Source organism: Nostoc sp. LPT (assembly GCF_017115165.1).
GTDB lineage: Bacteria > Cyanobacteriota > Cyanobacteriia > Cyanobacteriales > Nostocaceae > Nostoc.
This window is the reverse complement of the sequence record NZ_JABXKF010000163.1, coordinates 1-22,367: the sequence shown is the minus strand read 5'-3', so window position 1 is coordinate 22,367 and position 22,367 is coordinate 1. Positions and strand designations below refer to the sequence as shown.

General features: G+C 40.4%; 19 protein-coding genes and 1 pseudogene. 7 read left to right on the top strand and 13 right to left on the bottom strand.

The window, feature by feature from the left end:
* Nucleotides 1-26 precede the first annotated feature (26 nt).
* The 6 genes from HWQ58_RS31110 to HWQ58_RS31085 form a co-directional block, all read right to left on the bottom strand.
* Nucleotides 27-548, bottom strand: coding sequence for a hypothetical protein (locus tag HWQ58_RS31110; protein WP_292871563.1), 522 nt, complete (start codon nucleotides 546-548; stop codon nucleotides 27-29).
* A gap of 874 nt (nucleotides 549-1,422) precedes the next feature.
* Nucleotides 1,423-2,256 carry an ABC transporter permease gene (locus HWQ58_RS31105; protein WP_292871561.1) on the bottom strand — a complete coding sequence of 278 codons (834 nt, stop codon included), beginning with the start codon at nucleotides 2,254-2,256 and terminating at the stop codon, nucleotides 1,423-1,425.
* The gene (locus tag HWQ58_RS31100) at nucleotides 2,253-3,035 is read right to left on the bottom strand and encodes an ABC transporter ATP-binding protein (RefSeq protein WP_292871559.1); all 783 of its coding nucleotides are present in this window, start codon (nucleotides 3,033-3,035) and stop codon (nucleotides 2,253-2,255) included. Before HWQ58_RS31100 ends, HWQ58_RS31105 begins: the two co-directional genes overlap by 4 nt.
* A 4-nt stretch (nucleotides 3,036-3,039) precedes the next feature.
* Nucleotides 3,040-3,981, bottom strand: a complete 942-nt coding sequence (locus HWQ58_RS31095; RefSeq protein ID WP_292871557.1) for an ABC transporter substrate-binding protein — start codon at nucleotides 3,979-3,981, stop codon at nucleotides 3,040-3,042.
* 678 nt (nucleotides 3,982-4,659) lie between these two features.
* Nucleotides 4,660-5,037: a hypothetical protein gene (locus HWQ58_RS31090; RefSeq protein ID WP_292871555.1), complete on the bottom strand. Its 378-nt coding sequence runs from the start codon at nucleotides 5,035-5,037 to the stop codon at nucleotides 4,660-4,662.
* Between the two features lie 21 nt (nucleotides 5,038-5,058).
* A complete protein-coding gene (locus HWQ58_RS31085; protein WP_292871553.1) occupies nucleotides 5,059-5,466 on the bottom strand; it encodes a hypothetical protein in 408 nt (135 codons plus the stop codon).
* Nucleotides 5,467-6,058: 592 nt separating this feature from the next.
* Here HWQ58_RS31085 and HWQ58_RS31080 point away from each other — a divergent pair.
* The 3 genes from HWQ58_RS31080 (at nucleotide 6,059) to HWQ58_RS31070 (ending at nucleotide 10,794) form a co-directional block, all read left to right on the top strand.
* Nucleotides 6,059-7,474, top strand: a complete 1,416-nt coding sequence (locus tag HWQ58_RS31080; RefSeq protein ID WP_292871551.1) for an NAD(P)/FAD-dependent oxidoreductase — start codon at nucleotides 6,059-6,061, stop codon at nucleotides 7,472-7,474.
* A 285-nt stretch (nucleotides 7,475-7,759) separates the two neighbouring features.
* The gene (locus HWQ58_RS31075) at nucleotides 7,760-8,071 is read left to right on the top strand and encodes a hypothetical protein (RefSeq protein ID WP_292871549.1); all 312 of its coding nucleotides are present in this window, start codon (nucleotides 7,760-7,762) and stop codon (nucleotides 8,069-8,071) included.
* Nucleotides 8,072-8,385: 314 nt separating this feature from the next.
* Nucleotides 8,386-10,794, top strand: coding sequence for an FAD-dependent oxidoreductase (locus HWQ58_RS31070; RefSeq protein ID WP_292871547.1), 2,409 nt, complete (start codon nucleotides 8,386-8,388; stop codon nucleotides 10,792-10,794).
* 381 nt (nucleotides 10,795-11,175) lie between these two features.
* Here HWQ58_RS31070 and HWQ58_RS31065 read toward each other — a convergent pair whose 3' ends face one another.
* Nucleotides 11,176-12,237: an NAD/NADP octopine/nopaline dehydrogenase family protein gene (locus HWQ58_RS31065; protein ID WP_292871545.1), complete on the bottom strand. Its 1,062-nt coding sequence runs from the start codon at nucleotides 12,235-12,237 to the stop codon at nucleotides 11,176-11,178.
* A gap of 702 nt (nucleotides 12,238-12,939) precedes the next feature.
* Here HWQ58_RS31065 and HWQ58_RS31060 point away from each other — a divergent pair.
* From HWQ58_RS31060 to HWQ58_RS31045, 4 genes are all read left to right on the top strand, one after another.
* On the top strand, nucleotides 12,940-14,283 hold the full coding sequence (locus tag HWQ58_RS31060) for a substrate-binding domain-containing protein (RefSeq protein ID WP_366838948.1): 1,344 nt from the start codon (nucleotides 12,940-12,942) through the stop codon (nucleotides 14,281-14,283).
* Nucleotides 14,284-14,662: 379 nt separating this feature from the next.
* Nucleotides 14,663-15,541 (top strand): substrate-binding domain-containing protein, encoded by an 879-nt coding sequence (locus HWQ58_RS31055; RefSeq protein ID WP_292871543.1) that lies wholly within the window; start codon nucleotides 14,663-14,665, stop codon nucleotides 15,539-15,541.
* An 83-nt stretch (nucleotides 15,542-15,624) separates the two neighbouring features.
* Entirely contained in the window at nucleotides 15,625-16,323 is a 699-nt protein-coding gene (locus HWQ58_RS31050) for an ABC transporter permease (protein WP_292871541.1), read from the top strand.
* The gene (locus HWQ58_RS31045; protein WP_292871539.1) at nucleotides 16,320-17,402 is read left to right on the top strand and encodes an ABC transporter ATP-binding protein; all 1,083 of its coding nucleotides are present in this window, start codon (nucleotides 16,320-16,322) and stop codon (nucleotides 17,400-17,402) included. Before HWQ58_RS31050 ends, HWQ58_RS31045 begins: the two co-directional genes overlap by 4 nt.
* A 71-nt stretch (nucleotides 17,403-17,473) precedes the next feature.
* Here the strand turns inward: HWQ58_RS31045 and HWQ58_RS31040 are convergent, their stop codons facing one another.
* The 6 genes and pseudogenes from HWQ58_RS31040 to HWQ58_RS31020 form a co-directional block, all read right to left on the bottom strand.
* Nucleotides 17,474-17,875 (bottom strand): HNH endonuclease signature motif containing protein, encoded by a 402-nt coding sequence (locus tag HWQ58_RS31040; protein ID WP_292871537.1) that lies wholly within the window; start codon nucleotides 17,873-17,875, stop codon nucleotides 17,474-17,476.
* The gene (locus HWQ58_RS31035) at nucleotides 17,872-18,234 is read right to left on the bottom strand and encodes a hypothetical protein (RefSeq protein ID WP_292871535.1); all 363 of its coding nucleotides are present in this window, start codon (nucleotides 18,232-18,234) and stop codon (nucleotides 17,872-17,874) included. The genes HWQ58_RS31040 and HWQ58_RS31035 overlap by 4 nt, the downstream gene beginning before the upstream one ends.
* A gap of 21 nt (nucleotides 18,235-18,255) precedes the next feature.
* A pseudogene (locus tag HWQ58_RS38635) lies at nucleotides 18,256-18,486 on the bottom strand (hypothetical protein).
* A gap of 151 nt (nucleotides 18,487-18,637) precedes the next feature.
* A complete protein-coding gene (locus HWQ58_RS31030) occupies nucleotides 18,638-18,847 on the bottom strand; it encodes a GIY-YIG nuclease family protein (RefSeq protein ID WP_292871533.1) in 210 nt (69 codons plus the stop codon).
* Nucleotides 18,848-19,785: 938 nt separating this feature from the next.
* Nucleotides 19,786-20,484: a type 1 glutamine amidotransferase gene (locus HWQ58_RS31025; protein ID WP_292871531.1), complete on the bottom strand. Its 699-nt coding sequence runs from the start codon at nucleotides 20,482-20,484 to the stop codon at nucleotides 19,786-19,788.
* 71 nt (nucleotides 20,485-20,555) lie between these two features.
* The gene (locus HWQ58_RS31020) at nucleotides 20,556-21,170 is read right to left on the bottom strand and encodes a TetR/AcrR family transcriptional regulator (protein WP_292871529.1); all 615 of its coding nucleotides are present in this window, start codon (nucleotides 21,168-21,170) and stop codon (nucleotides 20,556-20,558) included.
* Nucleotides 21,171-22,367: the final 1,197 nt, after the last annotated feature.

The window sequence follows — 22,367 nt, the reverse complement described above, 5'->3', positions numbered from 1 at the left end:
AATTATACCTCAGCTTTTCTTTACTACTAGTTTACACCAGCAATAATTGCCAATGCATTGGCATACTGTTCCAAGTCTTTCCTTAAAGATTCCAACTCAGCACGCAACTTCGGTTCTTCAGACCAATCTTGTTCATGCTGCTTAGGACTTTTATGAGGAGGTTTCTGAGCTTCCCACGTCTGTAATAATGGATGCCACTTAGCAAGGAAGGGACGCAAACCATTATTTAGAACTGCGATCGCAATACCTCCTACTGACTCACGAGATGCACCAACATTTGGACCGGCTTCTTTCAGCACTTGGCGTGTGATCCCAAACAAGTTATACAAAGAGTTCAAAGCCTCACGTATAAGCCCAGTATCAACCACTAAAGGTTGCACAGCAATGCGTGTCACCAGTTCAACATAAAGTGACCATGCTGCTTTGCGTTCTGCGGGGTCTGCTTCCCACTCAGCAGAACCAATTCCAAAAGGAAGACTCACGGATACTTTCTTTAAGAAAGCAGAATCTTCTCTCAATCCTAAAAACTTTTTTAACCAAGACCACATAATAATTTACTAAAATTTTGGTAGTACTAACTTATCTTGTTCTGGAGCTAGAAATACCCTTAAACGGCTGCCGATATCTCTGTTACCTCGGTAGACACATTATACGTATTTACTTATCTTTACACACTTTGGTTTTTTCACCTCGTTCTACTTAATCCTCAATCTGCTACTTGTTTTGCCAACTACTACGGAATGCTTAAAAGCAGTGGACAGCAAAGCGCCCCAAATGTACTGAAGTGGGCAAAGCTGAATCCACCCCCAAAGCGGTTGCTAAATGTAGCAGGTAGATCTGCCGAATATAGTATTGCGTTTTGCCAGAAATATAATAGATGATTTGTCATACCACAAAGTTGACCGCACTAGTGCCGCAAGGCGGAAGTCAAAAGTCAAAAGTCAAAAGTCAAAAAGCTCTTACTTTCGCGGCTTTGAGCGATTTGGAATGGGTGGTTTATTTCCGTCCTGCTGTACTAGTCTTTTTCGACTGCCCGAATTCAATCAACGACTGTCCAAATTCAATCAACGACTGCCCGAATTCAATTAACGACTGTCCAAATTCAATCAACGACTGTCCAAATTCAATCAACGACTGCCCGAATTCAATCAACGACTGTCCGAATTCAATATAGGAACAATTTAAAAATAACTAAAACGAACTGAGTATTGCCAGTGTCTGAAAAATGGTGGTAGTCAGTAGTTGAGTAGTCCCTTGGCGCTAGCCTCTGGCTTTGGGAGAAGGGGAGACGCTCTTGCTAGCTTGCTTAAGAGCAGAGGTACAAGTCGGGAAACCGCAAGGGCAGAGTGGCTCCACAACCTACGCTGGTTTTGGTTTTATTTATATCCAAGCTCTCTTGCCTAAAACATACACCATCATAGTTTAACTACGTTTCATACCCCATTTTTGCACTGTTTTGATTTCAATTAATCGAAAAATATAATCGACAGCTAAACCCAAAATTGCAATCACCACTAATCCGGCAAATACGCGATCGGTTTGCAGGAAGTAGCGACTGTTATTAATCTGCCATCCCAAACCGCTGGTAGCACCCCCTGAACCAAACACTAACTCAGATGCAATCACGGTGCGCCAACCAAAAGCCCAAGCAGTTCTCAAGCCTGTTAAGATGTGAGGCAATGCAGCAGGGAGCATAATTTCTCGAATCAGTCTGAAACCATCTAGACCGAGGTTTTTCCCCACCATCAGAACCGTTGGGTTGATGGTACTGAGTCCCATTTCTGTATTCAGGGCAATAGGCCAAGTTGTAGCATGGGCAGTAACTACGATCATAGAAACAGAAGTGAACCCAAACCAAATCATCACTAGGGGTAAAATAGCGATCGCAGGTAAGGGATAGAGCATCGAACTCATCACAATTAGCAAATCTTGACCAAAACGAGAAACTTTGGCGAAAGCTGCTAAAGCCGTACCTAGAATCACACCCAAGACCATACCAATACATAACACGGACAAAGTACTGAGTGTTGCTTGCAGCAGTTTTTGACTCAATAAGTCGCGCCACAGTACTTCTAAGACTGCTATTGGCCCAGGAATCAGTAAGGCGGGAACTTGGGAAACCCATACATACAATTGCCAAAAAATCAATAGACCGCAAAAAATTGCTCCGCGCCTGAAAGTACTACTGGCTTTGAGTGAAGTATATAAGTTCTCAAATTTATTGGGATTTGCTGTTGTTCGAGTCACAAATTTCATACTCGAAAAGCCTCACGACGGGAATCATTACTGAGTAAACTTTCTAAATAGGCAGCAACTTCGACGAACTTTTTAGTGTTGATGTCATTAATCTGTGCAGTATCAACAATTTCTTTAACAGTTCCAGGTACTGCTGTCATCACTAAAACTCGATGTCCCAGGTAAACAGCTTCTTGTATGGAATGGGTGATTAAAATAATTGTTAACCCTGTATTTTGCCAAATAGTATTGAGTTCGTATTGCAGTTGAGTCCGCGTCAGCGCGTCCAAAGCGCCAAAAGGCTCATCCATCAGCAGAACTTGAGGTTTTACAGCCAAAGCACGAGCGATCGCTACCCGTTGTTTCATCCCTCCTGATAACTGATGGGGATACTTATTGACAGCTGCTGAGACTCCCACCAAGTCGAGATATCTTACAGCTTCAGCAATAGCAACTTTACCAACAGCTTTGCCTGTAGTCTCAAGGGCATAAACAACATTTTGGATCACAGTCTGCCAAGGTAGGAGTTGTTCAAAATCCTGAAAAACAACAATCCGATCTGGGCCAGGAACAGAAACGCGTTTACCTGCCATCAGTAATTCTCCGCTACTGATAGACACAAAACCAGCGATCGCCTTTAACAGCGTACTCTTTCCACAACCCGATGGCCCAATAATTACAAACTTTTCTCCTGGTTTGACAGCAAAGCTAACATCTTCCACAGCCGGAAATTTTTTCTTACCTTCGCTGTAGCTAATGTGTACATTTTTTGCTACTATTAACGATTCTAAATTAACCATCAATTTAATCTCCCCCAACACCTTTAAGCGGTGGTAAAATCAATTCATCAATTGATTTAGGCTGCTTGTTTAACATCCCGATTTCATGCATAAATGCTCCACATTTGAGAAAGGCTCTTGGCTCAATTCCGTATGCCACTGCCTTATTCGTGAGCCACTTTTTATATTGCTCCTGTGATACTTTTCCATTATCCATTTGTGAGAGGATTTTGGCCGCTTCATCAGGTTTTTCATTCACGAGTTTAGTAGCATCCACAATTGCAGTATACAAAGCTTTACCAAATTCAGGATATTGATTGTAAAACTTTTCAGTAGCAAATAGACTTGCTATGCTAGTTTTACCAAAAATATCAGAGCTTTTAAGAATTACCCTACCACCTTTTTCAATTTCCTGAAATTCAAAAGGAGGCGTTGTAAAATGTGCATCAATTTGACCAGTTAATAGAGACTGCACCCCTAAAGGGTGAGCAATCACTTGCAGGTTTTGATCGAGTGCTGTGGGATTTCCTAAGTCTTTTTGTGCCACCTTCCGCAATCCAATTGCCTGTACCCCATCTAAAGATGGTAAACCAATTTTCATTCCTGGCTTAAAATCTTTGATACTTTTTATATTCGGGTTTTTCGTTATTAGCCAAAACTCACTATAGTTAAGTGAAACTAATATTTTCCAGCCCACGCCTTTATCCCAACCTACGAGAAACGCTCCAGGCCCACTTGCACCAACTTGTATTTGATTAGCGATAATTCCATCCCTAATAGCAGCACCATTCGATAATTCTTTCCACTCAAATTGTGTCTTGGGAAATTGTTTTTCTAAAATTTGCTGCTGCTTGACGATAAGTAGATTAGCGTAATTAATTCCAGGTTGATAAGCAATTGTTATTTTTCCTGGTGTTTGTGAAGCAGTTTGATTACCAGAAGCACAAGCTACAAATACAAATGTCAATAGTGCTAATCCAATCAAGAAACCCCACGTTCTAAATCTCTTGAATATCATCATTTTTCCTTTTGTAAGAGATTTATATCATTTTTTAAGTTCAACGAAAGTATCACACAGCTAGCAACAAAAAACAAGGTCTTTGTTGTTCTTTATGATGTTGAATTTTGAATATAGAACACGCTATTATTTAACAGCCATACTGACTTCAGCCTTTTTTAATTCGAGCCACATTGTCAAAGCTTCCGGCTTTTGAAACTGTTAAGTCGAGTGCTAGAAAATACAGTTTAATTTAGCGAAACATTATTTAAATAGCCAAAAACTCGAACTATACTAGAACTTACGCACTCACATCCCTTAAAAAGGGGGCTTTAGAAGTTCTACCCAATTTATTGGGGGACTAGCGGAAATTTAGGTTTCAGGCTTCAGTGCGTAAGTCCTGTATACATTGTTGAACTTATTACAAAAAAAGAGTCAGGACTGCGGTCAACAGCTCTAACTCCCCATACTCTACAATTATTATCATTCCTCTTGACTGAGGATTTTATTTTTTGGAAATCCTTGATCACCCAGTCCCTTGAAAATATAGATAGTGATAAGGCTTTTAGTTCCAGCGTTTAGATGGGTACACGTTGTCTTGGGTGTTAAACTCTAGACTTTTTGTACAGCAAGGCTTGTGAAGCTTTTTTAGTCCACCTGATAGTAAAACTCTCGACAGAGAAAATTGGGTTGGCTGCCATCCTTGAACCTGTGAAACGCAGCAATGACCCACAAGCCTTTGTTCATGTTCGCTGCTAACAAGGATTCTACTGAATCGCGATCAAATTTTGCACTGAAAGCTTTCTCATTGATATTATCTACAAATGGTATCACCTCAGTCTCACCCCAATCTTTAAGAGACTCAGCGCCATAAGCGTGCATAAGAATTTGCTCATTATGCTTGGTTAAGATAAATTTCTCGATCCATTTAGTCTTTGTGTTCGAGTTTATCCAGGTTCCTAAAAAAGGCGTGAAATCGATCGCATTGTCCTGGGGCTGGTTTCCGTAAATTTCATTTCGTTCCATCTTGAAATCTTCCTCTTGTGACTAACGATGATAAAACTCACGGGCAAAATGATCGGTTCGACCACTACCATCTACATAACGGGTATAAGACTGGATGACTAAGATTCCTAATTTTTGGTTTGCCACCAGATGTGTCTCAACCCCGTCTAATTTATAAAAAGCGTGGAATCCTGCTGCTATAAGTGAGGTTCCCCCAGCGTAAGGCACTGCTTCAACCTTACCCCAGTCAATTGGATTGGGTTCGTTAGCTCCATAACCTTGAAACGTCAGGCGACCGTCTTGCTCAGTCAGAACTACCCGCACCAAATACTTAGTATCCGATTTAGTATTGATCCAGTCACCGACTAAAGGTGAAAGTTCTATCGGCTCCTTGGTACTAGGGCGTTGGTCAGCCTGCATATAGTGTGCGTATTGAGTTGTTTGTGTCACTAGCTAACTCTCTAATGAATAATTTTCAGCATTTTAATAATAAATATAAACTAATTTTTAGCGTACATATAGCCGAAATAATATTTTATTAATAAATTAAGTTGATAGTTACCGAACTAAATAGCGATTAGCAGAGAAATAATTTATTTTATAAGTACAACATTTTATAATTTCGTAGCTATGTTTCATTAATATTATTCCTGTATTAATTACTACTCAAGAGCTGTTTCAAAATGTCACAACCAAATTATTTAAGTAATTATTCTTTCACTTTTTTGTTAAAAAAGATATGACTAAGCCATAGCTCTCTTTTTGGCGAAGGTATTGAGCTGTGAAAAGTTTATGATTTTATGAAGTTAGAAGGCGACTTAGCTAACTGGAGTCTAGACTAAATACGAAGGATAAAAAGATAATACCCTGGAATTATTGGTAGAAAGATTTTGGATTTGTTGCCGATTTTTGGAGAATTGGTATAAATAGGACTACTTTCATTATTTTTCAATTGTTCTAAATAAACAGCAACGAAGATCGTAACTCTGCTACAACTTTGTTAAGAAAAGTTACAAGTCTCTTAACATAAGGGAATATTTTTATGGTAGTTTCACTTGAGAAGAATGTACCACATCAGGTTGTAATCATTGGTGGAGGCTTTGGTGGACTGTATACAGCAAAGACTCTCAAGAAAGCGAATGTCAATGTTACTCTTATCGATAAACGTAACTTTCACCTATTTCAGCCGCTTTTATATCAAGTTGCCACAGGTACGCTATCACCTGCTGATATTTCCTCACCATTGCGATCTATATTCCGCAAAAGCAAGAATACACATGTGTTCTTGGGAGAAGTAAATGATATCGATCCAGAAACCCAAGAAGTTATTTTAGGTGATAGAACAATACCCTACGATACATTAGTTGTTGCCACAGGTGCTAACCATTCCTATTTTGGTAAGGATAACTGGAGACCATTGGCTCCTGGCTTAAAAACTGTTGAAGATGCGGTAGAAATGCGTCGCCGGATATTTTCGGCATTTGAAGCAGCAGAAAAAGAAGCCGATCCGGAACTACGCCGTGCTTGGTTGACCTTTGTAATTGTCGGTGGTGGCCCTACAGGTGTAGAATTAGCGGGTGCGATCGCAGAGTTGGCACATAAAACTCTCAAAGAAGATTTCCGCAACATCGATACCTCAGAAACTAAGATTTTGTTATTGCAAGGAGGCGAGTACATCCTCCCTCATATGGCATCACAGTTATCAGAAGTAGGAAAAGCATCCTTGCAAAAGTTGGGTGTGGTAGTCAACACAAAAACCAGGGTGACGAATATTGAAAATGATATCGTTACTTTCAAGCAAGGCGAGGAAGTTGAAGAAATTGCCTCAAAAACTATATTATGGGCAGCAGGTGTGAAAGGTTCCGCTATGGGGCAAGTTTTAGCAAACCGCACAGGTGTAGAGTGCGATCGCTCTGGACGTGTGATTGTAGAACCAGACTTGACAATTAAGGGTTATAAAAACATCTTTGTCATCGGAGATTTAGGCAACTTCTCTCATCAAGATGGCAAACCCTTACCTGGTGTTGCACCCGTAGCCAAACAACAAGGAGAATATGTAGCAAAACTCGTTCAAAAACGCCTTAAAGGTCAAATACTACCACAATTTCGTTACAATGACGTAGGTAGTTTGGCGATGATTGGCAAAAATTTAGCTGTTGTGGATTTAAGCTTCATCAAACTCCAAGGTTTCCTTGCTTGGATATTTTGGTTAGTCGTTCATATCTACTTCTTAATCGAGTTTGACACTAAATTAGTAGTAGTATTTCAGTGGGCATGGAGTTATATCACTCGTAATCGTCGCTCTAGATTGATTACAGGTCGAGAAGCTTTGGAAGAAGCGAAAACTGTTACCAACAGCACTAATTTGGCGACTAAAATCGCTAACCCTCCCACTCAACCAACACCTCATTCACAATTGCAATCTTACACTGCGGATATCGAGGCAGCAACTTACTGATTAACATCACCAAAACAGGGTCATCATTAAGATAACCTTTGCTCTCAATAACTGTAAATTGGTTTTCTCTTGACACGTTACGCGTGTTTATTCAATTGTTCCACTTGACTTGAAGATTTTTCATTTTCAGCGACAGGTGCGGCGGAATAATTGCCTTTTCTGCGAACAAGACAGTTTTATGCACTCATTGAAAGAAACAAATAGTCAATAAATAAAGCCTCCAAAAGTGTAACCGTGTTTTGTATAACGGGAGCAAAACCAACACAACTAAAGGAGTAACCCCCAATGACTGAATACCAAGACTTCATTGCTGTCGTTTCTAAACTTATTGACTACGATCCTGACGCTAACTGGATATTTCGCTACATTGTCGATGGACTCACCAACCAAGGGTTCAGCACTAAAATGTCTGAAACTTATACCACACTTGTCATCGGGCAAGAGTTCTTTAATCCCAGTGAAAGCGACTTTACCTCTTATATCAGTAGCACAGTATCAGAGTTCCCACAGCTAAGTCCTGAAGGTCACGCCGCACTGTTAGAAGTCACTACTAAACACGTTCACGACTACTATCACCCACAAGTAGATCCACAATAACTGTAGCCAGTACAAACCCGCTGTTATGTTATGTATAGCGGGTTCTATACACCAGACACAATAATAATTTCACATTTTGCAGGTGCGTAGGCGTAGCCCGCCGCAGGCATCGTAAAATTAAGCTAGCTACTCGTTTTTTCATTATTAATACTACTTAGTTATTAACCGAAAATTATTGCTAAGTAATACTTATGGCAAATGCTAATTGCTAAGATTTTATTAACTTTACACAAACCCGAAATCAACCCAATTAATATCATTAATTGGCAAGTTAATATATTCTTTTCGTACTAAAAAAAGCGAGATAATTTCTGATGAGTAATCTATTGAGAGACAATAATATAAATATTTTAGTAATTGGGGCGGGAGTAAGTGGTTTGACAACCGCTATATGTTTGAGAGAAGCAGGTTTTAGTGTTGTAATTGTTGCAGATCGTTTTGCCCCAAATTTAACCTCTGTTGTAGCAGGTGCATTATGGGAATGGCCACCGGCAGTCTGTGGTAGTCATGGTGCTCCCAGATCCCTGGAACGCTCTAAAGACTGGTGTATGACTACCTATAATAAATTCAAGGAAATACACACAGAGTTCGGTTCAGAAGAAACAGGACTTTATTTGAGGGATGCGTATTTCTATTTCAAGGATGTTTTGGAAAATAGACCTGATGACCTTCGCAAAATGAATGAGTTGAAGGATAAGGTTGATGGATTTGAAAGAGGTTTACATATTGTCAAAAAAACGATTGATTTGAATTTTAAAGGAGGTATAAAAGATGCTTATAAACACATGGCTCCAATGACAAACACCGATGTTTACATGAATTGGTTACTTCAATACGTAAAGGATATTGGATGTGAGATTATCCAGGAAAAAATCACTGTCAATGTGGTTCAAAATGAACAGGAACTACTTCGTCGTTTTAATGCAAGGGCAATTGTTAATTGTGCTGGACTAGGTTCGATCGCAACTACAGGAGATACTTCCATGTATCCTTTGAGGGGCGCACTTGTCAGGGTTAAGAATTTAGGGAAAGTTGTCACAGAGGCTCATTGTATTTCCCACGAAGAATCTTCTTCAAGTGAGCAAGACATCGTTTACATAGTTCCTAAAGGGGATGATTTGGTGGTCTTGGGAGGATTAACGCAGCAAGACCAATGGGATACAAACTTATCTTTTGAGGTTCCAATTATCCGACAGATGTATGATGGCTGTTTGGAGTTTCTACAAGAATTAAGAGAACTTCCACTAGATGAGAAGGAGCCTGTTAGGACTGGTTTACGGCCATTAACAGAGGAAAATGTTTGTGTGGAAAGGGTTTTGAATACACACGTATTTTATAATTACGGACATGGAGGGTCAGGAGTAACTCTGTCATGGGGATGTTCGCAGGAAATTGTCCAGTTGATACAAGAAATGCTCCATGAGGAGGCAAATCCAGTTACCTTGGATAATAGTAAGATAGATAGCCATAAGCAGACTGTTTTTGCGCTGCATGATATGCTTCCCTACGAAACTGATTTTAAGCATATCCAATCGGATAATAGAAATCTGGTTTTACTCTGTAGTAGACGAGGACTTAGTAAGATTGTACCCTCCCAGTATCAGTACTTGGATCTTGTGCGAATTGTAGAACCTTATAATTTGCAAAATCTGCTCCAAACCTATCAACAGATTCAGACTGATTATAAACTTTTGGATAACAATCGGATTGTTACCAATGATGAGTATTCGGTGTTGTTAGCTGCACAGTTGCGTGAAGCTTTAAATTTAGAAGGCGATCGCCCAACGATGATCCGCCAGTTTACCGATAAGAGTTACCTCAAATCTGCTCTCAAAAATTCCTTCATTCGGGTGCCAAAGTATCTGATTTTTGCTCAAGACCAATACCGTAAAGACCCAGTTTCCTACTTAAATTTTGTTCTAGAAGAACTAGGTAATCACATCTTTATCAAACCAGTTACTGGAGCCGGAAGTGAAAAAACTAGAAGAATTCATACTGTTGATGATTTGAAAGCTTGGTGTGACAGCAATGTAGATTCAGATGAAGAATTTGAATTTGATGAATTCATTAAAGGTCAATTATACAATACAAGTGTTGTCATTAAAAATGGTCAAGCTTGTTATTTTGCTGCTTGCAAGCACTATCGACCTAATGATGAGTTTATTTATGGTCATCAAATCGGCAATATTGTTGTTAGAGAAGAAGATCCAGAATTTCAGAAACTTTGGCAATTTTCAAGTGATACGTTACAAAGTTTAGAACACGGTTATCCCAAAAATGGTGTAATCAATATTGATTTCTTCTTACAAGAAGGTAGCGAAAAACCGATTTTAATGGAAGTAGCTGCACGCAGCCCTGGAGAGCTTGTATCGAGAATGTTTGACATATATCAGGGGGTACGTCTAAACGAGTTACATCTCCAATTACAGATTGGTGATTCCCCTGACATTATTCTCAAGGATAGATTCGAGTGGAAGTACAGTGCTTACTCGATTCATCCTCAGCAGGACGGTGTTGTTACAGCAATTGAGAAGCCAATTCTCGAAAGTGATGTGAAAGTTTATTGGCAGATTGATTTGGGAGAGAGACTTAAAGGATCGCAAAGTATGATGGATGTTGCCATTGCCATTCTTTTGAGTCATCATGACTTTTCAACCCTTAAACGGGATTATGAGGTAGCCAATTCTACCAATTTATACAATACTAAGAAAGATTTTTTCTAGCAGGCTGAAGCTGTTTTTACAACAGTGCTTGAGTTGGTAAGGCACAAGATATGAATAAAATGCCCAGCCGTCGATGAAAGCCCTTCAGGCGAAAGCGCCTAAATCCTTGGGTTGAGCCAAAATATATTTAATACAGTTGGGCATTTTATTTTTTGAATCTCCCTAATCGAAAAATTACCGCCTGAATGAGTAAATTTCAGTGCGTTCTGTGCTTCTCTACGAGACGCTTTGCGTAGCTTGCGTACCCCTTTGGGGTACGCTATTGCTATGATAATTGTCCTTTTTATTTTTTAATCACCTGATTTTTTTGCCTGAGACGCTTGTAAATCAACGCCTTTTAGGGAATAAAATAGCCCTATCAAAGATGGTAATATACTAAAGTTATTGACTGAGCTGATGCCGATCTAATTCCAGAAACTCAGCATTCCACTCTAGAGGTATGTCAAGGAACTTATTTCCGATTGTGATGCAACTGTCCAGAAATGGTGTTTCTACTCCTGCTAGGCGAGCTAAAACTTGTAGGGGAAAACAGCCATAAGGCAGATCCTCAACCAAATAGCGGTGATGAGGGTTACACAGCGTTGTACTGGAGTAGGCTCCAACCTGCTGTATATGTTCATAAAGGGATGATCCGCTGGTTCCGTATGCGATTTGATAGTGGCTTTTGATATCAATTAAGTTGAGGACTCCCAGTGCTTCACCCACTGCTATGCGATCGCAATCCAGGTGGTCAATGAGTCCAACAGTACGCGAACTAAGATTATCATAGGGGTTGTAATCCTCACCAGATTTCCATCTAGCTAATGAAACTAGAATCAGGGGAAGGTGAATAATGTCATTAACTTTATTCAGATTAATTTCTAAAACTGAAGCAGCAGCCCATAAATTACTAAATACAGCTTGGTAAGCGCTCACAATCCGACTTGTCATGATTCGGTTCTGAGCCGCCACAAAGAACTTGTTGGTAAGCGTGCTAATCCTGATTTGATCCTCCATATTACCGCGGCTGACGAACGGAATATTGTTGACATCAGCCACAGCAGGCAATTGTTCCTTAGCTATTCCCAGTCTCTGGAGTACCTTACAAAAAACCCGACCTGCAAAGCGGCTAGAACAGAAAACCAGAATGTTCATTTGAGGATTGACATATTCAGCTAAAATTCTGGCGTAGGGTTCGATGTCTTGACCACGACAACAGATCAGCACGTTGAGTGGTAGTTTCCCACCATTGAGTGCCGCCAACTCATGAATGTTATTGGAACAAGCTGCAACTAGATAACTTCCGGGAGAAACTGATCCAATTGAGTGAATGGTTCTTGTCTGGGCAACAATGGAAGAACGGCGAGAGAAAAGGTAAACAGTATGTTCTTGATTACTCAAATAGGCAGCTGTTGCTAAACCAATGTGTCCTTTACCTACAACCAGGTACTTAGTCTGTAGCATGTGCCAATTAGTTTATCCAAAAACTATAAACAAGGTATCTTAAATTCACCATTCGCATAATAATTTGTCTGGGCATTGCTGAATCCAAGTGTGAATTATGCACTCGCTTAAAATCGTTCATGTTTCTTACAAAATCAGGAAAAATTCTGTAGCTATAAATACACTTTTCATAAAAAAATCCCAGAGGAAACTTTTTATTAGTTTAGCAATTATTTTGGACATGTGTATGATATGCTTGCTACAAAGGGATAAAAAACAGTAATAAACTAACAAAAAGTCTAGAAATTACTTGACTTCCCGCAAAAACAAAAATCTGGCAAGTATTTTGACAAGATGTATGCAAAATTACAAAAGCATTAACAGAACTTCCAGCACAAAAGGCACACGCTATAGCAATCCGATTTGATTCGGTGAATCACTCATAGAGATAGGGAAGGGGGAAGAAAGAATAAAGGTGTACTGAGTTTTTTCAAAAATCAAATACAACAAATACAAATAGGAGTCCTATAGAAGACCTTGCTATTACTTAGGCACTCAATCATGAAAAATTTCACAGTCAGTCATGAAAATCGACTTTCCTCTACACACGCCAGTTGCTACAAGTCGGGAAATCGCAAGGGCGCACTGGCCTTTTTCAAGTCAGATTAAATATGTCCGCTACAGCTTTTTGTAACGGAGAGATACAGCCTCATAAAGCAGGATATGAATATTTACAATAACCTGAAGGCAATTAGGAATCGTCTGGGCATGAGTCAGCAAGAATTAGCTAATATAGCTGGCGTAACCCGTCAGAGTATTGGTGCTGTGGAAACAGGACAATGTGCGCCTTCTGTTACTATTTCCTTGCGTTTAGCTAAGGCACTTGGTTGCAAAGTTGAGGACTTATTCTGGCTAAAAGAGGAAGATTTACCCAAAATTGAGGCGATTCTTGCCGGTTCGATCCCTAACCTACAGCGATCGCAAGTTAGCCTAGCGCGGATTGGGGATCGATGGATAGCTTATCCTTTATTAGGCAGAGATGCTTTTCGCATTGAAATGATTCCATCTGATGGTGAGGTAGTTGCAGTGAGCCATCCCATTGTAGGGAGTGGCGTTAGTGCAAGCGGTAGTGATAGCGCCAGCGTTAGCGACGGAGGAGCGTCGGAACGAGCGTCATCCGTAAGGGTGAACGAATTCCCCAGCATCAGCAAACTGCCATTAGCGTTAGCGTACCCCTCCAGGGAAGCAAGCTACGCGCAGCATCTCGTAGAGAGGAACGAGCCTTACCTGGAGGATGAAGCACAGAGCCAGACGGGTACAAACAAAGTCTTGGTTAGACTTCTAGATGATATAGACAAATTGCACAATACAGTTGTGATTGCTGGTTGTACACCTGTGCTTTCACTCTTAGCAAGAGCAACTGAACGCTGGCATCCGCAACTGCGAGTTCATTATCGTTTCGCCCATAGCAAGGCTGCATTGCGTAGTCTATGCCGAGGTGAAGTTCACATTGCAGGGATGCACTTATATGATCCCCAAACTGGGGAACATAACATTCCCTTTGTGCGAGAAGCCTTAACAGATAAGAGTGCTGTCTTGATTACTCTTGGGGTTTGGGAAGAAGGATTGTTAGTCCCACCAGGAAACCCAATGGGAGTTAAAACAGTTTCCGACTTAGTAGAATTTGGAGCAACTGTTGTCACCCATAAAGTGGGTTCTGGCAATCGGATGCTTTTAGAACGGAAACTCCAAGAAGAAGGAGTGCCATTTGAAACTGTGAAAAGATTTGACCATATCGTTCACAACCATCAAGATGTTGCCTTATCTATAGTCTCAGGAATCGCTGATGCAGGTATCAGTACGGCATCTATAGCTGCTACCTTTGGCTTGGGATTTATTCCCCTTCATAGTGCGCGATACGACTTGGTGATTCTCAAGGAATACTTGCAAGAAGCACCAGTACAGCAGTTTATCAATATCTTGGGACATCAGCTAGTGCGATCGCAATTACAAATTCTCGGCGGTTATGACATCAGCAAGACTGGGGAAGTTGTAGCAAATATTTAAAGTCATGAATCATCACTTCACTATAAACAACCATACCATTCAGATTAACGATACGACCTTACCTCGACTTTATCCATTTTTTTCGCAACGCGATTGCTTAAGCTGAAACCTTTGTAGGACAGTAGTTTTACTTTTTTAACTTCATCTATAATCTGTGACGTGGAAAAAGTATTTGCCAAAAAGCTAGGGTTTTTGCCGGATAAAGAAAGCGAGTTTTTAATTTTGGATAAAGTCGAGCTTACAAGATGGCGAACAAGTCGCAGGTAAAGCTTTCAACGTTGAGGAAAAAATTGCCATCGCTCCTGTGCTGTCTTAATGTGCTTTTGTGTAACAACTTATTTCTCTGTCAATGCGTAAATCATATATTTCTAGAGGTTCTATGATTCGGAGAATTTTCATTGGATTTTTGGCATGTTGCTTGGCGATTCTGAGTGCTGAAGCTAGTGATATGTTGGTCAAGCAAAAGCCAGCTATTGCACAATCCCCAACGAATAAAAATGTGATTGTGGCGATGACAACCAGCATTGAGGATAGTGGACTACTAGATGATTTAGTTCCAGCAATTGAAAAGAAAACAGGATATAAGCTCAAAAAGGTTGCAGTCGGCACTGGACAAGCTTTGGCTCTGGCTGAAAAAGGTGAAGTTGACGCGCTATTCGTCAATTCACCTAAAGCCGAACGCAAAGTTTTGTCAGGTGGTGCGGTAATTAATCGGCACTTGGTAATGCACAATGACTTTGTGATTGTCGGCCCAGATGCGGACAAGGCAAAAATCCGAGGGAAAAAGAATGCTGTCGAAGCATTCTCCCTGATTGCTAAAAATCAAGCATTGTTTGTATCGCGGGGTGATGACTCAGGGACTAATAAACTAGAAAAAGATTTATGGCAACAGGCAAATATCACACCATCTGGCACTTGGTATCAGCAAACAGGTTCAGGGATGGCGCAAACTTTGCAAATTGCTAATCAAAAACTAGGATATACCTTAGCAGATCGAGCAACCTATATATTTCAGAAGAAAAACCTGTCTTTACCAGTACTGGTGCAAGGAGACAAGAAACTCTTAAATCTGTACCATGTTCTGGAGGTCAACCCAAAGAAATTCCCCAGAGTGAATAGCGTAGGAGCTAAAGCGTTTATTAATTTTGTCTTATCTCCTGAAGGACAGACAATAATTGCAGCCCACGGGAAAAAAGAGTTCAAACAAACGCTATTTTATGTTGATGCTGGTAAAACGGAGAAAGATTACGGCTTTTAGAAAAACTTGAGCATCAAATCATTAAGGGTTGCTTGACTGCATATTTAAGTATTCTTTTCCAGTTTTTTAAGAGATTTGTATTTGTGAATACAATCATCGAAGGAGCTTTCAAAGCTTTTGAGCTATTAACCAGTGGCGATCGCGACGTTTTTCAAGTCATGACGATGACATTGTTCGTCTCTGGAACAGCTACAGCCATTAGCGTTTTACTGGGACTACCATTAGGACTGTGGCTAGCATTAGTGGATTTCGTTGGCAAGCAGACTCTGACTAGTTTGATTAACTTCGGTATGGGATTGCCACCTGTGGTAGTCGGTTTATTTGTCAGTCTGTTTTTGTGGCGGTCTGGCCCGTTAGGAAATCTTGATTTGATGTACACGCCCACAGCTATGATCATAGCCGAAGCGATCATTGCTTTTCCCATTGTAGCTGGCTTCAGTTTTACGGCAATTATCAGTATTAATCCGAAACTACGCTGGCGACTGTTATCAATGGGGGCGACACAGTGGCAAGTCAACTGGTTGCTAATCAAGGAAGCACGGTTAGGGTTAATGGCTGCAATCATGGCTGGTTTTGGTCGCGTCATCTCGGAAGTTGGTGCATCCATGATGGTGGGCGGCAATATCAAGGGGCAGACAAGAGTCCTAACTACAGCGATTGTTTTGGAAGTAGGGAAAGGAAATTACGATGTTGCGATCGCGATCGCATATATTCTCCTGATCATTACATACACCGTTATCGTGTTCCTGACTATCCTACAGCATGACAAGAAAATTCTATGAGTACTAACGAGTATGTCCTGAATATGCGACAGGTTAGCGTCGATAGCAAAACACGTAAAAATATCCTGTCAATTGACAATTTTGCAGTCCGTCCTGGGGAACTGGTCGCTGTGCTTGGCCCAAATGGCGCTGGTAAAAGCACTTTGTTAAGAACAATCAATCTCTTGCAACCTTACCGTGGTGAGATGCAATTATTTGGAGAGGATGTCCGCAATACCAATAAAACATTGTTGCGTCGTCGTTCGGCTTTGGTATTTCAGGAAACCTTACTACTGAATGACACTGTTTTTAATAATGTTGCCAAAGTATTAAAGTTTCGCAAAACACCAACACACAAGATTAAGCAAACGGTACATACTGCACTTGCAACTTTTGGCTGTGAACACCTGGCAAATCAGTCAGCTCGTTCTTTGTCTGGTGGTGAAGCCAAGCGGGTTTGTATTGCCTGCGGTTTAGTTGCTGATTCCGAATTGCTGCTTTTAGATGAGCCTTCTGCCTCTTTAGATGTGGGAATACGTCCCCAGATGATCGAGAAAATTAGACAATGGGCCCAAGCCAGAGGATCAGCAGTCATATTAGTCAGTCATAATTTTACAGATATACTGCATTTTGCTGATCGAGCGATCGCTTTATTTGACGGTTGTATTGTCCAGGATGATAACTTGGAAACTATCATCCGCCGACCAGCTAACGAGCAGCTTGCCAGACTCGTAGGAATAGATAATATTATTCCGTGCCATGTAGAACGGAGTAGCCGTGGGAGTTTTATCAAACTTGCAAACGGTATAGAGTTTTTATATCCTGGGGAAATCACAAAGCCAATTACTGTATGTTGTTTATCTGGCGATACTTTCAATCTTTACGATGCAAGTTCTTCAATTCGACACAAACTGTGTTCGGTAATTATTGAAGGGCTAGTAGAACGGGTTTTAAATGGGATTGGGATTTGTAGTATTTGGGTTAAGGTGGGAGAACAAACTTTAATCGCCAGAGTGCCTCGAAATCATATATTCGATAATGTATATCCCCATGAAATAATTAAGCTGGCATTCAATCCTAAAGATGCACATTTTGTTTAGAAAAAATGGCGTTACTGATCCGGCGATAACCTCTCAATGGTCGGGTGCATGGGCGTTGTTGTGCTGCATGACTACGGAAACAACCCCAATCGAATCCATAATTGCCGTGCTGCTACCTGAGCAGAACTGTTCATCGCCAAAGACTCTACTGTAACTTCTCCAACTGGAGTCATTCCACTAATTTTGCCAGATTCAACATCAACCTGAAAATGTTCACTCCACTGATTTTCTCTTGGATGAAATAGCCGAACTTCAGTATTGGAATCAGGCAAAGTGCCACTGATCCGAGTTCCTTTACGGAGATTACAGGAGCGACACGCAAGGGCTAGATTTGCTTTATTATTTGCACCTTGCCGATAAATTGGAATAATATGCTCCACCTCAAACGGAAAATTGAAAACGACTTCAGGAGCTTGGCAGTACTCACAACGATGGTTGGCTCGTCCCGCGATCACAGTATAATAAGGATTCATGAATTCTCTGGCTGCATCAACGCAGCAGTACGGGCTGTCGCCGCTCTCAATTCAGCCTCAACCAAGTAATCCAGCTGTGCCTGTTGTTCTGGTAGCAATTCTTGTCCCCGATCCCGTGCCGATCGCCATAATCTCATCAACTCTGATAACCGTTCTTGTTGCTGGGCACTAAAGAATGTGTCGGGATGAAAGCTTTGAATGACCAGTAGCGCACTAAACTCAGTCTCACCCAACTGGGCAGTTAACGCATCTAAAGCTTGCCCCGCAGTTTTGCCAACCGAATGTTTCTCTCCTGCGATCGCACGATAGGATTTCTCACCGCTAGCGTCTCTTGTTGATAAAATTGCTACTATAGTCATGCTTTTAGCCTATTGAATTTTTTATTGCCCTCTTCCTGGTTTGCAATCTGCAAAACCCAATGCCTCTGTATCAAGGAAACTGGCGATTCTCTTTCAGAGACACTACGTGAACGCCATTTCAATTACCGCTTCGACTGGATACTCAATTTCGGTAGCACGAGCAATCAAAGCTTCTCAAATTCGCTCAGGTAAACGCCCTAAGATGACTTCAGCATCAGCACTCGTAAGTTGCTCTTGAAGTTTAGCTTGCATAGGTTCACCTCTCGGATGGAATTTGGACGTTGTAAGGAGGTTCGGTAGCTCTTAGAATAATTGCTTCTAACTCCAATAGTAGCGCAGGGTTTTCCCAGTAAGAAATTGGCTGCATCGCAATACGAACGTCTTCATCGCTATATTTGTCAAGCTATGCCCATAAAAAAGCCTTGTGTCCACCACTGAAGCGACCTCGCAAACTCTTAGTTTTACCGATGTAAAGCAACCCATCAGTTTTGTGTCTGATTGCATAGATACCAGGACGAGCAGGAATGTTGGCAAATTCGCGGCTCAAAGGCTGGCATTGCTCAAAGGGTGTGAAGGCAATTGCATCCTGGATTCTCTGAGCTTGGATTTGCAATTCAGAGTCGTTTGTCGGTATGAAAGTAAGAAAACTGATTGCACAGAAATCATGCTCTCACAAATTTTGTTATGGTTTACTATTGAACTACTGAGATTTGGCGGTCTAACGACACAGCTGAGCGGCGACAGACCAAGAGCTTTGAAGCAAATTTAAGACACACTTTAGCTAATATCAAATAAATTGCGATCGCGAAGTGAGTCCTACGGAGTATCACTATCACAAATGCCTCTGGGCAACCTACGCTGAACTCCGATAAGTAACTTTCCGACTACTGTCTTCACTGAGCACTAAGCAGCATAACAGCTTGCGGCTCACCGGACGGCGACGCACTTCGCATCATACCATAGCATAAGTTTCCGTTCCGCGTGCAACCGCTTGTTAGAACATTGAGCGCATCGACTATCTTTCGCTAGTCTTCGTAAACAGTGAGTCTACTCGTAGCGATTGTCTTGATTCTCAAGACAATCGCTACGGATTTCCTGCTATTTATTTTGATTAACCCATGATGTGCCCCCACTCCCTGTCCGAAGGATCACCTCACCATTACCTACTGCTGTGCCAACATTTTCACTTGTGAAGTTAACTGCATTTAGATTTGTCGATACTCTATTGGAGTCAACTATGATCATGACACAATCAAAAAAGTTCGCCAAATCACAACAAAAGCAGTATTTACCTACTCAAGGTAACAACGCACCCCCTCTGAATTTATCTGACTAAAAGCCATCGCCAAAAAGAGAACCGATTAAACATTTATTAATTGGTTCACCAAAAGCCGTTACCAGCACAATTCACTTGTTGCAAGTTCTCGGCTATGCCAACGTTGGTGATTGGAGTGTCGTACTACCAACAGGTAATCCAGATGAAGTCATGAGTATTTTAAGCCGTCAGATTTTGATGCAATAACTCAGCTTTATTGCGTGATAAATATTAGATTATTTTGTAAAAGTTGCAAAATAATCTAATATTTTGTGCATAACAGTGTTTATATTACTAAAATCATCATCCCGTGCCAGCATTTCTTCAGGTTTCTGAATATATTTATCTGCAACTAATTCCGAAGCGCAATTTTCAATAATTTGGCGAACACTGTCTTGAGTTGATTCTAGGTGAAATTGCAAACCTAATACTCTATCTTCATAAATAAAAGCTTGATTTACACATACTTCACTATAGGCTAGTCGTACAGCACCCAGTGGTAAGTCAAAAGTATCACTATGCCAATGAAACACAGTGATAGATGCAGGGAATGAAGCAAAAACAGCAGATTTTTGTACTTCTGTGGTCACTTGAATCGGATACCAACCTATTTCTTTCTCCTGACCTTTGTAAACCTTAGAACCTAAAACATCAGCGATTAGCTGCGAACCAAGACAAATGCCAATAACTATTTTATTCTTTTTGATTGCTTCTTCAATAAAATGTTTTTCTAAAGTCAACCAAGGATATTTATCATCCTCATAAATATTCATCGACCCACCCATTACTATCACCCAATTTAGGTCATCAACAGATGGTAAACTGTCACCATTGTAAAACTTAGTTACGGAGAGAATATAATCTTTCTTTGTTAACCAGTGTTCAATACTAGCAAGTCCTTCAAATGGCACATGTTGTAAGTAATGAATTCTCATCCCTGACTGCTCCGAACTTAGTTGCAGTGTGATTTTTTACATTAAATTATATAATAGTATAATAGACTTTTTTACTCAACACTCAGCACTGTTTCGGTAACGCCAGATTTTGATGCAGTCTGGATTAAGGTTGCCGCCACTTTTTTCGCCTGTGAAGCGGTTGACCAACTTCCTTCCATCATCGCAACCACGATCGCACCTTGCACCAACAGAAGCAGTTGCCTAGCTAACTGTTCCGGCGATGAAACTTCTGCGGCTTGAGCAAGGTTCTTGATGTAGCGGTAAATCGATTGTTGATGCTCCAATGCCACTCGATGTCCAGGATGGTCAGCATTGGCTAGTTCAACTGTTGCATTAATGAATGCACAACCTCGAAAATCTGGTCCCTCAAACCATTCCCGCAGAGCATCAAATATTACCAATAGTTGTTGGGATGGGTCAGAAGCTCGTTGCTCAATCGTGGTTTTGAGCCATTCACACCATTGTTCATCCTGTTGTCGCAGCCACGCTTCAATCAATGCATCCTTTGACTTGAAATGATTGTAGAGCGACATTTTAGCAACGCCAGATTCCGCAACGATTCTGTCAATACCGACATTGCGAATTCCCTCTCGATAAAACAAGCCTGATGCTGTACTTAGGATGCGATCGTGAACAGATTTACGGGTTGTTTTCGGTTTAATCATTTAGATCACATCCTTGAATAATGTGTAATTTTTCAATACTTCGTTAATAATACTGACAAAGATTTTCCCAACTTCAGGATTGTTTAAACCTGAAGCTTGAGTAAGTTTTTGAAGTTAGGCTGTAAACGTGTCAAATATTTCACATTTCTGTTAGGTTTTTACGTTATAGCCTGTAATTATCAGAAATAACTACACCGTTATACCTTAATTTCCAACGTAGTTTTCAACTCTATGCAATAACGTGTCTCAGCAGGATAAATTAACAATAATTGGAAATGGGAAAACACCCTTAACCATTCTTTGATTCCTTTTAAAGACCAGGGTGTTTCATCCAGATGGATGTTGAATTAAGTTTGTTTGATCCAGTTGCTTAAATCGTAAACACTGTTATCGATTGCTTATTCTATTCTTTCATTCCCCAAAGCTTCGATTTTTTCTAATGACTTAAGAAAAAACTATCTATTAAAGAATAAAGGGTTCATCCCAAAAGTGATTGATGAACTGCAAGCAGACCAAAGTCCCCCCGAACTTCAGAACTGCTACCGATCAAGTACTTCCACAATCCTCCAGAGACTTGCAAAGCAAGACCATCAGTTCATCAAACAATTGGTTAACTTATGGGATTTGGCTTCATCACTACAGCGCAAGTGCTTGGAGATCCTTTGTGCGTGAAGTGGTTTAGATTCCCTATAAATCAAGAATATCATACATCTGGCCAATTTACTTGCGCTGAGGAATTAATTTACAAACAGTATTCGTGGTTACAATTAGTCATCATCTAGAGAGCCGGAAAGCTAATAATTGCGTTATTATGTTGTTTTAATTTGAAAAAATATCGCCGATTCATCCAAGTGAAACATCCAGAATCAAGATAGAAAATCAATCATTTATCTCTTCATTTATAGTTAGAATAGTCTGTCTATTTACATTATTTAACATTTTATAGATTTAGGAGCAGTAATGTTTTAAAATCTAGACAGAATTGTCTATTTATAATTAGACTTGTTCCTGCTATTGCAACATTAATTTTGCCTATTGTTATCAGTATTACTATTAATATTTTCATCTGTTGATAGGATTTTTAAATCAAGGAAGTCAAAGAAGTTTTCTGATGAGCATAGAAATATCAAAATCTTCCTTGATATCAGCAATTGCACAAGGAGCAATCAACCATGCCAATGAAGTTGTTTAAGTGCG